11 protein-coding genes and 2 pseudogenes are annotated in these 14,735 nt (G+C 59.5%); 8 read left to right on the forward strand and 5 right to left on the reverse strand.

The genetic code is table 11. The features are described 5' to 3' along the window. The first annotated feature begins 6 nt into the window (after positions 1 to 6). The 6 genes from JX001_RS11190 to JX001_RS11215 all read left to right on the forward strand — a co-directional run bounded on the left by JX001_RS11190 (position 7) and on the right by JX001_RS11215 (position 6,975). Complete coding sequence (locus tag JX001_RS11190; RefSeq protein WP_205681113.1) at positions 7 to 1,242, forward strand: energy transducer TonB; 1,236 nt, start codon at positions 7 to 9, stop codon at positions 1,240 to 1,242. Beyond that, positions 1,239 to 1,637: an iron-containing alcohol dehydrogenase family protein gene (locus tag JX001_RS11195; protein WP_165116568.1), complete on the forward strand. Its 399-nt coding sequence runs from the start codon at positions 1,239 to 1,241 to the stop codon at positions 1,635 to 1,637. The genes JX001_RS11190 and JX001_RS11195 overlap by 4 nt, the downstream gene beginning before the upstream one ends. 490 nt (positions 1,638 to 2,127) lie before the next feature. Further along, positions 2,128 to 3,033 carry a hypothetical protein gene (locus JX001_RS11200; protein WP_165116566.1) on the forward strand — a complete coding sequence of 302 codons (906 nt, stop codon included), beginning with the start codon at positions 2,128 to 2,130 and terminating at the stop codon, positions 3,031 to 3,033. Beyond that, complete coding sequence (locus JX001_RS11205; protein WP_165116564.1) at positions 3,033 to 3,446, forward strand: hypothetical protein; 414 nt, start codon at positions 3,033 to 3,035, stop codon at positions 3,444 to 3,446. The genes JX001_RS11200 and JX001_RS11205 overlap by 1 nt, the downstream gene beginning before the upstream one ends. A gap of 1,376 nt (positions 3,447 to 4,822) precedes the next feature. Then, positions 4,823 to 5,230: a hypothetical protein gene (locus tag JX001_RS11210; RefSeq protein ID WP_165116562.1), complete on the forward strand. Its 408-nt coding sequence runs from the start codon at positions 4,823 to 4,825 to the stop codon at positions 5,228 to 5,230. A gap of 1,241 nt (positions 5,231 to 6,471) precedes the next feature. Continuing rightward, entirely contained in the window at positions 6,472 to 6,975 is a 504-nt protein-coding gene (locus tag JX001_RS11215; RefSeq protein WP_039248899.1) for a YciE/YciF ferroxidase family protein, read from the forward strand. Between the two features lie 107 nt (positions 6,976 to 7,082). Here JX001_RS11215 and JX001_RS16390 read toward each other — a convergent pair whose 3' ends face one another. Together JX001_RS16390 and JX001_RS16475 are read right to left on the reverse strand one after the other, a co-directional pair. Then, positions 7,083 to 7,550: a mechanosensitive ion channel family protein gene (locus tag JX001_RS16390; RefSeq protein ID WP_165116560.1), complete on the reverse strand. Its 468-nt coding sequence runs from the start codon at positions 7,548 to 7,550 to the stop codon at positions 7,083 to 7,085. 151 nt (positions 7,551 to 7,701) lie between these two features. After that, positions 7,702 to 8,019 (reverse strand): annotated as a pseudogene (locus JX001_RS16475) (mechanosensitive ion channel family protein); the annotation flags it as partial. Positions 8,020 to 8,171: 152 nt separating this feature from the next. Here JX001_RS16475 and JX001_RS11225 point away from each other — a divergent pair. Continuing rightward, positions 8,172 to 9,473 (forward strand): mechanosensitive ion channel, encoded by a 1,302-nt coding sequence (locus JX001_RS11225; RefSeq protein ID WP_165116558.1) that lies wholly within the window; start codon positions 8,172 to 8,174, stop codon positions 9,471 to 9,473. A gap of 939 nt (positions 9,474 to 10,412) precedes the next feature. Further along, positions 10,413 to 11,440, forward strand: a pseudogene (locus tag JX001_RS11230) (IS3 family transposase); the annotation flags it as partial. A 420-nt stretch (positions 11,441 to 11,860) separates the two neighbouring features. On the opposite strand, the gene JX001_RS11235 reads toward JX001_RS11230, so the two are convergent. From JX001_RS11235 to JX001_RS11245, 3 genes are all read right to left on the reverse strand, one after another. Next, positions 11,861 to 12,184 (reverse strand): helix-turn-helix domain-containing protein, encoded by a 324-nt coding sequence (locus JX001_RS11235; RefSeq protein ID WP_039248881.1) that lies wholly within the window; start codon positions 12,182 to 12,184, stop codon positions 11,861 to 11,863. 186 nt (positions 12,185 to 12,370) lie between these two features. Then, positions 12,371 to 13,642 (reverse strand): DUF2130 domain-containing protein, encoded by a 1,272-nt coding sequence (locus JX001_RS11240; RefSeq protein WP_165116556.1) that lies wholly within the window; start codon positions 13,640 to 13,642, stop codon positions 12,371 to 12,373. A 101-nt stretch (positions 13,643 to 13,743) separates the two neighbouring features. Next, positions 13,744 to 14,508 (reverse strand): thermonuclease family protein, encoded by a 765-nt coding sequence (locus JX001_RS11245; RefSeq protein WP_165116554.1) that lies wholly within the window; start codon positions 14,506 to 14,508, stop codon positions 13,744 to 13,746. Between the last annotated feature and the right edge of the window lie 227 nt (positions 14,509 to 14,735).

A 14,735-nucleotide genomic window follows, 5' to 3' on the forward strand; every position in this document is an offset into this window, starting at 1 on the left:
TTTCACATGACCCGGCTTCCGCCGGCGGCCCTATTGGCTGCCATTCCCCTTTCGGCCTGCATCCCGCAATCGCCGGAGCAGGTCTGCGCATCGCCCCAAGTTCACCAGGATGTCATTTCTGTCCTGATCGCCAATCTCGGTGACTATCGTCTTCTTCTTGGAGATGGCGTTGACGCCGCTATCGCCCGGCGCTCTGACATCGCAGAGATCATCGCAGACGAGATCCAGTTCGCAGATATCGCCGTCGAAGGGCGAGATCCGCAGATCAAACGTGTCAGCTGTTCAACCACTGTCTCCCCTGCTTCAGGCGATGGTCAGAGCTATCGGTTGGAGTTCACGCGCCAGAAGGAAGCTGGAGGCCGCGAGTATCTCTATACCACATCGATTTCGGATGGATCTGGTAGCCGGCAAAAGCGCCTTAGACGAGCCGGGGAAGCGACGGATGCGGCGCAGCCCGCCGATGATCAAGGCAGGATATCCGATCCCTACTCCAGCGACCAAACGCTCTTCGAGCGCGGAGGTTTGAAGTTGGTCAGCAACAATGAGGAGAACGACGTCTTCTGCATTGGATGCGAAGGGTCGCGAAGCCGTCGCGCACTGCGGTTGGGGCTCGTTTATTTCACGCAGGCCTGGGGTGACTTTGTGTTGTTGACCCAAAATACCGGCAATGCCGCAGGCGGAGGGACGACCTATGCGGTCAACCTCAAGACGATGAAGATTAACGATCTCCAAACAAACTCAGGCGCCGGCCCCACGTTTGAGTTCGAGCGATCTGACGGGGGAGTGATAATCGAGGTTTCCCAAAGCGGTCGAAAGCGAAGGCTTGTCCTGGTCCCGGCTACGGCTAGCCCTCAAAGGCCCGAGACAGACCCCGCCCCATCTGAGAGATCCTCACCTCGCTCTGAAGACGCAATCCCTTCGCTAAATCACGACGTCTCAAGACCGAGCGCGTCGCAGCCCCCAACCTTCACGCCTGCATCCTGGATTTCCCAGCCAAAGCCTACCATGCCTCAACGCGCGATAGATGCAGGCGTAACTGGCGCGGCGCTACTGCAGTGCACAGTTACAACCAACGGTCGTCTGGCCGATTGCGGGGCGCTCTGGGAAAGCCCACCGCGATATGGATTAGGTCCCGCAGCCGTCGCAGGAGCGTTATCATCCGGGAGACTGCGACCTGCCATGTCGGGCAATGATCCCGTGCCTTCAACCATCCGTTTCCATGTGACGTTTGCGGCTCAATGACCATGATCATTACAACACTGGCTTCGGCCCTGATTGCGGCTTCCTTTGCCCCGACCGAAATGGCTTCCCAGGCAGTCGCTGGATCTAAGAGTCGTCCAAGCTCGATCTCTGAGCATCTTCTTTCAGAGTATCGTTCGGTCTGTAACGGCACCAATCCGCGAGGCGGACTTAATCGTATCAATGACCAAGATGAAGACCGCGACGTCCGAAAACGGTTCGGCTGGACACTAGTGCGAATGGCTGTGTCTTTGGAACGCGGGCCTGAGCACGTTATTCTGACAAAAGAGGATCGAGAGTGCTTTGTCACGCTGATCGAGCGTTTACATCAGGAGGATATGCTCGACGGTTTAGCGGAGCAACTTGACCAAGACCGGCTTGACAACGAGCAACACTAATCCCCCCCATGCCTGATATCATTCCATTCATTCAGGACTGTGATCCAACAGCTTCCCCTCCCTTTGATTGTTCGCGATCAACATGCGTTTGGGACGTACGACGAGGAAAACAGCCTGGAGATGACCTCAGGGTAGAATAGGGAAATCGCCTCAGGGCGAGCAAGGGTCAGGCGGTCGAGATTACGTCGGCTTACTCGATACATTTGCCCCGCGCCAAGATGCCTCACCAGTCTGTATGGGCCGAGGTAGGGTGAGCGGCGGATGGATTAGGTTTGGCGACCACGCAACACGCTTCTCAGGATGCGAAGCGCATCGCGAAAACTCCGACAGGTTGATGTGAGTGGCAACGGTGGTCACCCAATCGAATCTCAGCGTCGCTTTAGGGCGAACTGCCGGACCGACAGCGCGCAGTAACCCAAGCACAGTGTGATCTGGACAACGCCGGCTTGTCGCGCGATAATGTTGCTTTAAGCAACATTCCAGGTGATGAATGCCCCCTAAAAGCACGCTTCGGAAGCGACAGCGAAACCAAGCGGTTCGTATCGGCGCAGCCAGACGAGAGAAGATAGAGAAGGCTTGTACACGTCCCGACATTACGCCAGACGACGCCAAGCGGCTACTCGCCGACGCGGACCCTGCTGATTTTCAACAGTGGTTGGAACAGGTAGCCGAGCTTACTACCAGCCGCCTCGCCCTCCAGGAACGCCGCAAGAAGAGCCTTCAGCTCGCCCTCGCCTATCAAGCCCTCCTCCGCCTCGATAGCTTCACAACCGAAGAGCGCGTGACGGTCGTAGAAAGTTTGATGCGGCAACTCGAAGCGCTCGATCGAGCAGGGCCTCCGGATAGGCGGGGCGGTAAAGTCAAAAACGCCGACCCGACGACGGTGATCCTAAAAAGCCTTGCCCTTTATCGAGTCGACGATCCCAGCCATCGAGCGACGCTGAGCAAAGACAAAGCTTTGCTAATTTTCGCCAAGCGTCAGTCAATACCATCTGCTGAGTTCGAGTCGGCCATCCCTCGACTGCGGAAGGAAATGTCCGCCGCAAAAAGCACGAGGGCTAAGCACGAAACGTCAGCGCCCGCAGCATCGACCCTCAACAGCGCGGCTTCACACTCTGCGCCGTTCATCAACGGAGCCGCCGCGAAGGCAATATCCAATTCGGCGACTACCGCTGGAGGGCGCACCACGAGAGTTCGCGGACTCAAAAAGCTGAAGCATCCAGGGGTCTACCTCGCCATCATTGAGGTCGATCCCGACGGAGACGTAGGAATCCGGACACCGTCACGCGCTTTCGGCGAAACCAACCGAATGAAGATGATGAAAAAATCAGACGTAAAAGAGGTGATGAGTGATGCAACCACGGTTCTCACTGACTTCGTGAATAGGAGATCATAATGCGTCGACAATACGAGGCCTGGCTGACGGAATTCGACCCTGATCTGTTCATGACACTCGGCGCGAATAGACCCGTCTCAAAAGAAATGATGGATCGGACCGCACGTGAATTTTTTAATCGCGTGCATAGAAAGGGCCTCGGGCCACGCTGGTCAAAAAGGCCAGATTGCGACCGAGGACACGCCATCGGATTTCTCGAACATCCGCTGACGAATACCCACTTGCACTTAGCTGTCAGGGCCCCGGACCCGATCCAGGACATCATCGTCAACGGCGGCGAGATTTGGAAAGGAATTTTATCGGGCGGCCACTTCTACGCCGGTCGAGCCGAAAATCCGGAAGCCATCGCGCGCTACGTAACCAAGGATTTCTGGAAGCTTGGTCCGGATGCAGCAGTCTTTCTCTACGCGTAAAATCGCGAAAATAAGCAAACTGTAATTTGATGGTGAGCGAACTATGACGACCCGGGGCGAAGCGAGGCTCCCCCGGCGAGTAAGGACCTCTCCCCGACAGGGTGGCGCATCGCCAGAAATTTGTCTGATTGAGGATCAAGGGCTTCAAAAGCTTCTTGAGCGAGTTAAGACTTTCATCTCCACGGTGCACATTTCGAGAGCTTGTGCTCCAGCACCAACATCTAGAACTTAGCCAGTCGCACAAGAAGAAGTGTTACCCCGGAGGGGGCATACGTCTAACAATATGGCTGATTAGGCCCCCAGCAAAATGGGCTGAGCGATCGAACTGAGTCGTCGACCATCGGGAACTGGGTTGCCGCTCGTAACCACCAGGCCAACCAGACCAGATTTAGATCCATGGAATGGGACGCGTAGGTCCGAGGGAAGAACTGACGCGACTCAGTCGGATCGGCCATATCATAGGGCTGATTGCAAGGTACGACGGTCGAAACCGGTGTCGCTTTAGGTCGCGTGATGACAGGCCAGCACGATCGAAATCGGCAGAGAAATAGGCACTGCACGTCGCCATGAAGCGGCTTGACGTGTCTCTGTTTGTCTAGCCCCTGACAATCTTTGCACGACGCGACGCAGCAGGTTCGAAGAGGTCATAAACGTCGCGCCCTTAGCCGGAAACGGCCAAACCTGTTTCCAGAACCGGGGACGGTGGATTGAGCACATTGTGGGTATGTCTGAATCTTCGAGGCGGGCTTTATCTATATCCCCAGGAACGTTGAGATCGATGGCCAGGGAATTTTCAGCATCGATGAACACACGCTGATGTGAATGCAAGCGGCTGATAAAAATGCAGCCCGCACAGCCTTGAAGAAGGCATACTCGCTGCCTGCTCATCTGACTTGAATCCACACCTCATCAAGCGGACTCTTGTTCGAACATCGATCAAACCAAAACGGCATGCAATCGACTGGACCATCTAATGCACTTGATCGCGCAAAGCTTCATTGATGATGCGGCGTGAGACTTTCATTGACCGCGACGAAAAAGGCCAAGCATCAAATTGGAAGCTGAAAGCCTTCCAAATTGCCGGGCCCCTGCAACAATAGTCCCACTTTCGTTTTCAGACCGCGTGGTCATAGCGTGTACTCGACGTAATTTCGGACGTCTAACGCTAAGCTGCATCCAAGACATCCAATTCAAGCCCGCCCCTCAGGACCGAGACCCGTCAACTTACACACCACTACGTCTAAATCACCAAAGCACTTTTGAACTGTAAATATTATATAATCGGCTTTGTTATTGATCGATAGAGTTGATTAAAACGCGCCTCATGGGCGCTAATTTTACAATTGCTTCAAACGACCTTCAAAGGAAACCAACGCATGACAAAATCAACGCGAGAGAGTGCAAGCCGCGGTGCTGAAAAGTTAACGCCGGGACTAAAGTTCCGACCCCCTACCCCTCTTTTCGAGGCTCGGACCTATTGCGGCTCGGAGCACCACTTGAGAGGTTTTGAGATAAACAAACGTGGATCCGCAAATGACAAAGAAATAGATAAAACCCAGAGGAAGCAAATTTACAAATTGATAGACCAGCTTCATGATGAAGGGATATCGGCAAGCAGCATCGTCATCGCGTTGCTAGATTGCGCGGTTGATCTTACCGCTGCGTATCTTCCAAACGAAGGCAAGGCGTATACGCCGTTTGTGGAGGCTACCGCCCACCTTTTCAATCATTACGCTGCAGTCGGGGTGTCTGACATTGACACACCATGGGATTTGTACGGATGAAATCCTATGCCTGAAGGCAACAGAATGCTTTTGTGAACGTGGTATAGACGGGGCTTAAACTGGTAAGCCCCGTCTTTAGCATTTGACACCAATCCCACTCTATTCGGTCCATCAAAGGCGCCTACGACCCTATATTGCTATACGATACGAAAGTGCGACTCATATCGGACATCGGGCTGGTGTGACTTCGACCACACCTGGAATGTTCACAGCGCCTGCCCCGGCGCGTAAAACGGGCCGATGCGGTTGGATTTTTCCCCGCATCAGTGGGTTTGTCTGGATCTACACTTAGACAGGCCTGCGCCGGCTTTGCGCCAGGAACGACCGTTTTTATTCACCCAGAAAGGCGAGCTTCGAGTGCTCGACCAAGCAACGAAAATCGGATCTGTGCGTCCCGCGCGGCGGCGATGCTGGGTCATTTGTAGACTATCGCCAGACCGTAGATTCGGAGATCCGCGCCCCTTGCCATCTCAACAACTCGCGTTACGTTAAAGGCATCCGGGAGGGAATAACCGGGCAGGCCCGTTCCGAACCTTCAGTGGCTCAGGGGCGGGCCGAACTTGGTTTTGACCGCTGCGGCGAGTCTGTTTCGACAAAATTACAGGCCCTCCCCCCCTACCAACGCCGGCTGACATGACCATGCGTTAAGGCTAAGCTGGCGCGTCGCGGCTCATGCCCGAACTGCGTCAGGCGGCCTGGCTGGGCGAGGACATCATCGGCCAGGCCGCATTACCGCCCTTGAGGGCTGCGATGGATGGAGTGGCACTGGATCGGAACGCAATGCGGGTCCACCAGATGTTCGCTGCCAGCCTCGCCGATGGGCAGCAGTCGCTGGCGGGTTGTTCTTTCCCGGGACGACATATCCGGGCAGATCGCAAACACAGCTCCCGTCAGCAGTCATGAAAAGGAGCGTGGCGCTTTCGAATTCCTTGGCGGCTTGCTGGGCAAGCCCGCTTCGCCTGCGACGGCGCCCGGGAGAGGGTGAATGGTTGGCCGCAGGCGGCGGTTTCCGTGTCGGCCGAGGGACGCGGTCAGGTGGGGCGGTCGGCCGGCCTCGTCGTTCACTGGAAGCGGACTCGTCGGAAGTTGCGCAGAACCGTGTCGGACGCGGCCCGCTGGTGCTCGCGGCGGTCGAGACCTGCGCCTGCGTCCGCCTACCCGCCTGCCCTGCGAACAGGAACCAATAGAGCCGCCTGCCCTTTTTGCTGGGCGCGCTAGGCGCATCATCAGGAGTTTGCACCATGGCCGAGAAAACCCTCGACACCCTGTTCCACGACACGCTTAAGGACATTTATTATGCCGAAAGGAAGATCCTGAAGTCTCTGCCGAAGATGGCCCGGGCCGCGCAGTCCCCCAAGCTAAAGGCCGCCTTCGAAAAGCACAAGGATCAAACCGAAGGCCAGATCGAACGCCTGCAGCAGGTGTTCGAGATCATCGGCAAGGCTCCCCGCGGCAAGACCTGCGACGCAATCGAAGGCATCCTTGCCGAGGGGGACGAGATCATGGAGGAGTACAAGGACACAGCTGCGCTCGACGCAGGCCTGCTGGCCGCGGCCCAGGCCGTGGAACACTATGAAATCACGCGCTACGGCACGCTTAAGCGCTGGGCGCTGGTGCTGGGTCTTGAGGACGCCGCTGCCCTGCTAGACGAGACGCTCGAGGAGGAGTCCCAGACCGACGAAGACCTCACCACGATCGCTGATGCTGCAGTCAACGCCGAAGCGATGCAACGCAAAGGCGCGTAGAGCCTCGAACCCCAACGGCCCCGTCGCCCAGCGACGGGGCGTCAACCGGCCGCCGCAACTGACGCTTTAACAATGGCTGGCAGGGGCGGCGGATCCGATGCAGTGACTCAAGCCCCGGGCGCCGGTTCCAGTGGCGTCCGCTCTTCGTCGGGAGAGACCTTCGCGAGGCCTGGCCTGTTTATCGTAACCTGATGAGGATAGGGGAAGCTCAACCCATGCGCCTCCAGGGTCTCCTTGATCGCCTTGGTCAGGTCGAACCGCGCATCGACATAGTCATCGGAGCTTGCCCAGCAGCGCAGGGTCACATTGACGGCGTTGTCCCCCAAACTGGTGACCTTGGCCCAGGGCGGCGGATCGTTCAGGACGCTTTGATTTGCCTGGGCGCACTCGATCAGGAGCCGCAAGGCCGTGTTCAGATCGTCGTCGTCATCGACGCCGAAGACGAGTTCGATGCGTCGATGGCCGGACTGGCTCATGTTGACGATCATCTCGCCGAACACCTTGCCGTTGGGCAGGTAGAGGGTCAGTCCGTCGAAATCGACGACCGTCGTGTTGAAAAGGTCGAGATCGACCACCTTCCTGTCGCCCGTTGAGCTCGACCTTGTCGCCGACCCGATAGGGTCTCAACAGGACAATCATCTCCCCGGGGGCGACGTTGCCCAGTGTGCCCTGGAGCGCCAGCCCGATCGCTAGGGACGCCGCCCCCAGGACGGCGAGGACCGACGTGGCCTGGACGCCGATCTGCTGCAGGACCGCAATTAACCCGATCGCGATGACGAGATAACGGACCAGGGCGGACACGAAGTCAGCCAGGGTCTCGTCAGCGGTGTGGTGGTGGGGCAGTCGGTCGACAGCTCTGTGCACTAGACGGGCCAGACGCTTTGATGCCCATAGCGTCACCGCCAGGATGAGGAGAGCGACGAGGAGGCGAACGGAATAGACGCCGACGACGCCGGCCAGTTCACGCGCCATGGGCGCGTCACCGGAAAAGGCGCTTTGCACGGTCCCCACGAGCCCCGGGTCGCCGGCAGCGACTGTCGTCATGCAAGGCTCCCTAGGTTGCCCACCGGTCAAGCCTGACGAAGGTTCTCGACGGCGGATCAGGGCTGTGTCCCGGACGCGACGGAACTTGCGGCGAGCTCACAGGTTTTACCGAATGGAACACCCCGCGAAGGCGCCGGGTTTGAGAGGGCTCTATGCAAACGACAGACTACGATTTCATCAGCTGGAACGCGCTCGTTTATGAGTGGGCGCCCAAGGCGATCGGCGCCGTCCTGATCCTCTTCGTGGCCTGGTTCATCGGCAAGGCGGTCAAGTGGGCCCTGGCCAAGGTAATCAACCGCATTCCCGGCGCCGCGAAGGCTACGGCGAGCGACAATCCCAAACACTCCATCGGCGCCAGCCTCGGCGATGTGGCCTTCTGGCTGATCCTGCTCTTCGGCGTTGTCGCCGCCCTCGGCGTCCTCAATCTGGGCCAGGTCGTCACCCCTCTCAACTCGATGCTGAATCAAGTCGCCTCGTTCGTTCCGAGCGTTCTCGGCGCGGTGCTCATCTTCTTCATCGGCTTCGTGGTCGCAACCTTGGCCAAGCGCGTCGTTGAGGCGGCGCTGCAAGCCGCCAATGCCGACCGCTGGCTTGAGAAGTCTGGATTGACTAAGGCGACCGGATCGACGGGCGTAAGCTCGGCGATCGGCACCCTCGTTTTCGTCCTAATCCTCATCCCGATCACCATTGCCGCCCTCGAGCAGTTGGGCATCGAATCCCTGACCATCCCGGCGGTCGCCGTTCTCTCGACCGTCCTCGCAGCCATTCCTCACGTGCTCGCCGCCGCGATCGTTCTGGCCGTCGGCTGGTTCATCGGCCGCTGGGTCGCTCAGCTGATCGAGCGCGTCCTCCCTGCGACCGGGTTCGACCGCAGCATCTCGAGTCTGACCTCGCTGACAGCTTCGACTTCAACACCCGCGGCGCCGAATCCGGCCACGGCTCCCTATGCCGGTGACGTCACTCCTGCGACTGCGCGGGCTCTTGGCGGCGAGGGGTCGAATCCGATGACCCCATCCGGCATCGTCGGCAAGATCGCCATGGTCGCCATTGTCGCCTTCACGGCGGTGGAGGCGGCCAAGCTGCTGCAGTTCGGCACAATCGCCGTCACCCTCCAGGAAATCTTGGCGCTTGCCGGCCATGTCATCGTCGGCGGGATCATCATCACCGCCGGCGTGCTGATCGGGGGCGTTCTGGCAAACCTGATTAACAAGGGCACGGGCGGCGCGGACGGGTTCGCCTCCACCTTGGTGCGCTGGGCGACGATCGCTCTGGCTACCGCCATGGGCCTGCGGTTCATGGGGATCGCAGACGACATCGTGCTTGTGGCGTTTGGCCTGATCCTGGGGGCCGCCGCTGTCGCCGCGGCTCTTGCCTTCGGGCTTGGTGGACGGGAAGCTGCGGGCAAGGTGGCCCAGATGTGGGCGGACAAGGTCACCAAGACGCCACTCCAATAACATTCCGTGTTATCGCCTACAGCGGGGCGGGCGCCAGCCGGCGTCCCGCCCCCCTGCCCCACCCTCGGCGTCTTTTGGGAGGAAAGTCGTCCCTGGTGTCCAGCCTGACGTGTAGAGACCTTGAGCGCGCAGCGCTTGATCTTCTTCAACATCTCAGCCTGAGCAGCGCAGGCTCTCCTGGAGGCGACCGGGATTGTGTTCTCGTTTTTGCCCGGTCTTTGAATGGCAGCCAGCTGGATGCCTCGATCCGCTATTTCGGACAGGCAGGCTCACCGGCAACATCGCTTGCGACCGAAATTCTGACCGAAGTTCTAATTGAGCGGCTGGCCCTCGACGGAATCGAGGCTGCAACAGGCGCGCCGAGAGCCGAACTAACAGACAACCGCGCCGGGTCGCCGGGCAGGCCGCTTGCTAGCTCCGCGGGAGCGACGCGATCAGATTTGTGATCATATCAAGATGGTAAGGCTTGGCGATGAATTGGCCATCGTCGGGGATGTCGGCGGGGGCCGTCGCCGAGCCGACACAGGAACGAGTAGAGGCACGCGCCGTTGGCCTGCCATCCCTATGTACGAACTTCGCTATCGCTACGGCGCCTCCTCCGAACCGGCGATCGAGCACGCCGACCTGAACGACGACGGACAGGCGGCGGTACGCGCCGTGCGAGAGTTGTTGGGAATGCCGAGCCGTCACGCAGTTGAGGTCCGGCGCGAGGGGGTCCTTATATTCTGCCGGACTCGAACCCGCCTCGTCCAGGAGACGACGGATTCCGTCTCAAGTGCAAAGTCACGCAATCGGCGGGAACCGACGCAATAGTCCAGGGGCCAGTGAGTTGAGCTAAACCTTGCCGAGCCGCTTTATCGCGGCGACAACAGGCCGCTCTCCTTCGCAATAGTCGTCCCAGGCGGAGAGTTTCTTAACCAGGCCCGGGACCGTGCGAACGGGGTGCTAGCGACGGGGACGTCGCGGCGCCCCACAACGCAGGCGTCGTCCCCGTCGCCGTCGGATCTGGCGGCTGAGGTGGCCCGGTTGCGGCGGGAGAACGGTCAGCTTCGGATGGAGGGGGACATCCTAAAAAAAGCCGCGCTCATCTTCGGAGCGACCTCCCGATGAAGTTCGGGTTCGTCGATGGGCATCGTCAGGTCTGGCCGGTCCGCGTGATGTGCGCGGTCCTCGGCTTGTCGTCCAGCGGATACTACGCCTGGCGCGGTCGCCCTGAGAGCCCAAGATCTGTCGCCAATCGCGAGCTGACCGAGAACATTCGCCTGATCCATGCCGAAAGCAGCGGCTGTTACGGCTCACCGCGTGTCCACGCCACCCTGCGGCGGCATGGGCGTCGGGTCGGTCGATCCCGCGTGGAGCGGCTGATGCGCCGCGCCGGCCTGCGGGGACTGGCGGCCCTGCCGCGTCGCGCCCGGACGACGAACAGCCGTCACGGCTATCCCATCGCGCCCAACAGGCTGGCCCGGAACATCGAGGCGGCGGCTCCCAACCAGGTCTGGCTCGCCGACCTGACCTACATCCCGACCGGCGTAGGCTGGCTCTACCTCGCCGCCATCCTCGACATGCACACCCGCAAGATTGTCGGCTGGTCGATGCGCCAAACCCTGCACACCGAGATCGCCCTCGACGCACTCAACCTGGCTGTCGAACGCCAGCGGCCCGCGACTGGGCTGATCCATCATTCGGATCGCGGGATCCAATATGCAGCAGAAACTTACCGCTTGGCTCTCGCCCGATCCGGCATCACCCCGTCGATGAGTCGCAAGGGCGACTGCTGGGACAATGCCCCGATGGAGAGCTTCTTCCACACCCTCAAAGCAGAGCGTGTCCATCACCGCGTCTACGCAACCCGAGACTAGGCCCGGCGAGATCTGTTCGGATACATCGAGGGCTTCTACAATCCCCGTCGCCTGCACTCGTCACTGGGCTATATCAGCCCCGCCGAGGCCGAACGCAGAGCGGCTTAACCCCGTCCACTTTGCGGGGGAAGATCAAACATCTGAAGGCGCGCCTTGAGATGCGTCTGGCTGACTTCGCCACCTTGCGGATCATCAAGCACCAAGGCCGCGGCGACCAGCTTCCAAGGCACAGCCACCGTATTAAGGCTTTGAAGTTCAAAGCTCCGAAATCATGCTGAGCAAAGACTTCTGCGTCGGTTTGAGGCCCCTCGTCGCGCGAGGCTCACCCGGTCAAAACCGTGAGGCACAGAGCGAGGGTGAGGTGGGCTCTCATGGACTTTCACCCTGGCTGAGGAGCAGGCCGACCGCCATCCCAAAAACTGCTCGCCGTATGTCGACGAATGCCAGTCCCCTCTCAATCGGGCTCCTGCGCTTCTTCGTATTTGGTCTAGCCTGGTGGCGGATGGGAGGTGCAACCGCTGCTCCCTCCTACTCGAAAGACTCAATCATCGAGGTCACCGCATCTCGCTGATGCGCATTCAGTTTCGACCACGCCCTGATCAATCGGGCAGTTCCAGGAAGATCCTCACGCTCTTCCCCAACCAGCTCAGCGACATCACAACGCAACGCTTTCGCTGCGAGTACGAGCTTCGATGCGGCGACGCGGTTTTTACCAATCTCGTATTTCTGAACTTGCTGGAACGTCACCCCCATCGCTTCGCCCAAACGGCGCTGCGTCATTCCAACAGCTTCACGGCGATCGGTAATCGCTTTGCCAATGGCGACGTCCAGTCGCTTTTCATAGTCGCTCATGACCACGAATAGTCTCCAAATTCGGAGCCTCCGCAAGAGCCGATCTCCGTACGGCAATGGCGCTTTGCACCGGCGGCACGACCTGTGATCGAAAGCCGCGTCGCCGCTCTCAGTGCCTTTTTCTACATCCACACTGAGAGGGATCTCTCGCGCGGATTCCGCCCGCGATGGGGGATGATCAGCCGATCAGTCTTCGTCGTCTGGCGCTTCAAGCAAGGGCGCTTCCAGAGCTTCGATCTCCAGCATCGATCGACCTGCAATACCCTGCAGATCGCCGTAAAGCCCCGCCGTAGAGTCGAGCACCGTGTGCAGCTGCTGCTCGCGCTTAGCCCATCGTTTCATCGTCGCTTTGCGCTCGCTAGCAAGGTCATCCTGCATGTCTGAAAACTTCTCGACGACCGCTTCGATACGGTGCCGAAAACGCGGGCCGGTCAGATAGTCATACATCAACGCAGACTTGGTCTGTTGGCCTTCGCCTGCCGCCCGCACCCCGTTCATGAGCACAAGACTTTCACGCAAACTCATCGCGACGGGCATGGCGCACTTCGGTCCGGTGATCCAAACCCCCTCCATCTGCCCAAACGTCTCGATGTCCTTTGGCAGCGCATGAGAGACGATCAGCGCGAGGTCAGCTTTGGCCGCCCGCAGATCACCCTTCAACTTGCTCAGCCAGCCATCGCTCCACGTTCGCGTGCGCTTGGTTTCCCAAAGGATGGATCCGCAAACCTGGCCGGCTGGATTGACCACCCGCTGAAGAACATCGCCGCCGAACTCGCCCTTTCCGACCGGTTCGATCTGGTCGAACGGGAAGCGTGCGCGCAGCATGTCTTCCAGCATCAGTTCCTGCGCTTCCCCCTGAAGCTGCTGAGACCCCTGCTCTGCCTTCTTTTTTAGCTCTTCGATCTTCTGCTGCATCGACGCGATCTGCGTGTCGCGCTCTTTGACCTTCAACGAAAGCGCGTCTTCGGCTTCCTGTTTGGCTGTCGCTCGAACAGCCTCCAGGCCCTCATTGACCTGCTGCTGCACAGCGAGATCCACTTCTCGCAGCTTGTCATCGAGCTCGCGCTGCTTCTTCAGCATCTCAGCCTCTGCGGCCTGTGACAGCCTCAGCTTCTCTTCTCGGCTGGCCAGGGTTTCCTGGAGCTCAGCGAACTTGCGATCGCGCTCCTCCATATCGGCGGCGACGACGCGCTTTGCGCGCTCAGCCTCATCGACGGCAATCTGTTTTCGCGCCTCGTCCAACCTGGCGCTGAGCGTCGCATCGATCGCTTGCCGCTCAAGTTCGATGCGCTTTTTTTCAGCGGCGACCTCCGCATGAGCCTGCGCTACCAGCTGATCCTTAGCCGACAACTGCTCAACGAAGGCGAGACGGGTTTGCTCGACGAGCGGCCCGGCCAGAGACTCAGTCAGCTTGATGTCTGACTTGCAGGTCGGGCACGTAATAGTGGGTTCGTTCATCGTCGTATTCCTCCCATCGTCCTTCGACCGTTAACGTTTCGAATCGAGGGCTAGCGCGACGATACGTCAGAAGCGGTCGGAGCGGTTGTGCTGTTCGCGCTCTAATGGGCGGTCCCACATAGCATTTCACACGGTTCGCCGTCACTGTTTCCGTCCAGCGATGCCACCCCGCACTGCGTGAGATAGAAGTGCGCTTCCGCGCATGAGCTCATCTGGCGACAATAGCGCTTGCCGGAGCAGCTAAAGCTTCCGTTTGCCGGTTCGGTCACCACGCTCTGACGAGGGGCGACGAGTGAACGGACCCCGCGGGCGCCGTCGGTCGGGATGTTGCCGTCACCCTCGCGCTTTCCCTTTCGCCATTCCCATGGCTCGACCGTCTCAGCATCGCTGAGCGACCACAGCCCCTGCCGATCCTGGCGAGCCCTCGCTTCGACAGCGATCAGTGTCTGGTCACTCAGGTATCGTCTGTACGCCCACGCGGCGCCCTGCCCGACCATCGCGCGATTGACGTCTTCACCATCGGCGAACACGCGCGCCACGACACGGTCATAGCGATCAGTGTCGGTCTGCTGTAGCGAAACCGTTTTGCCGAACACGAGCGATGATAGCGTCTGCTTGGCGCGTGCGCCCCATGGCTGTCCACGTTCAGGGGCGTCGATCTCGGCGAGTCTGATCGTGTGCTGCTGATTGCTCTCATCAAGCACAGTCAGCGTATCGCCGTCGGTCACGTCGACAACGCGGGCGCGAAAGGCAACTGCGGGCTCTGAACGCGGACCGATGCCGATGAGATCGGTGGTCTTCTGCGCCGCGACGCCGATCTGGTCGCATGCGGAGACGGCGAGCGACGCCAACGCGATCATAAGCATCGGCAGTCGTGAAAAGTGTCTCAGGGTGTTTGTCGTGATCTGCACTGAGCAAGTTTCCGTCGAAACACCTACGAAGCCGTGACCGGCTTTGACTCATTGCTGACCTTCCGAAGGTCCGCTTCCGGCGGAATGGAAGTTTGTGTCTAGTGGGACCACACTTTTCGTGTCCCGACCAACACTGAGAAAGAGGGGGATGGGCGGGACGTGGCGATGGCCTTCGCCTCGCA

It is taken from the genome of Brevundimonas fontaquae, assembly GCF_017086445.1.
GTDB lineage: Bacteria > Pseudomonadota > Alphaproteobacteria > Caulobacterales > Caulobacteraceae > Brevundimonas > Brevundimonas fontaquae.

Bases quoted from the DNA above. Each gene is read 5' to 3' on its own strand.
- JX001_RS11225 (WP_165116558.1), top strand. From the start codon at position 8,172: ATGCAAACGACAGACTACGATTTCATCAGCTGGAACGCGCTCGTTTAT.
- JX001_RS11200 (WP_165116566.1), top strand. From the start codon at position 2,128: ATGCCCCCTAAAAGCACGCTTCGGAAGCGACAGCGAAACCAAGCGGTT.
- JX001_RS11245 (WP_165116554.1), bottom strand. From the start codon at position 14,508: ATGCTTATGATCGCGTTGGCGTCGCTCGCCGTCTCCGCATGCGACCAG.
- JX001_RS11205 (WP_165116564.1), top strand. From the start codon at position 3,033: ATGCGTCGACAATACGAGGCCTGGCTGACGGAATTCGACCCTGATCTG.
- JX001_RS11190 (WP_205681113.1), top strand. From the start codon at position 7: ATGACCCGGCTTCCGCCGGCGGCCCTATTGGCTGCCATTCCCCTTTCG.
- JX001_RS11210 (WP_165116562.1), top strand. From the start codon at position 4,823: ATGACAAAATCAACGCGAGAGAGTGCAAGCCGCGGTGCTGAAAAGTTA.
- JX001_RS11240 (WP_165116556.1), bottom strand. From the start codon at position 13,642: ATGAACGAACCCACTATTACGTGCCCGACCTGCAAGTCAGACATCAAG.
- JX001_RS11195 (WP_165116568.1), top strand. From the start codon at position 1,239: ATGACCATGATCATTACAACACTGGCTTCGGCCCTGATTGCGGCTTCC.
- JX001_RS11235 (WP_039248881.1), bottom strand. From the start codon at position 12,184: ATGAGCGACTATGAAAAGCGACTGGACGTCGCCATTGGCAAAGCGATT.
- JX001_RS11215 (WP_039248899.1), top strand. From the start codon at position 6,472: ATGGCCGAGAAAACCCTCGACACCCTGTTCCACGACACGCTTAAGGAC.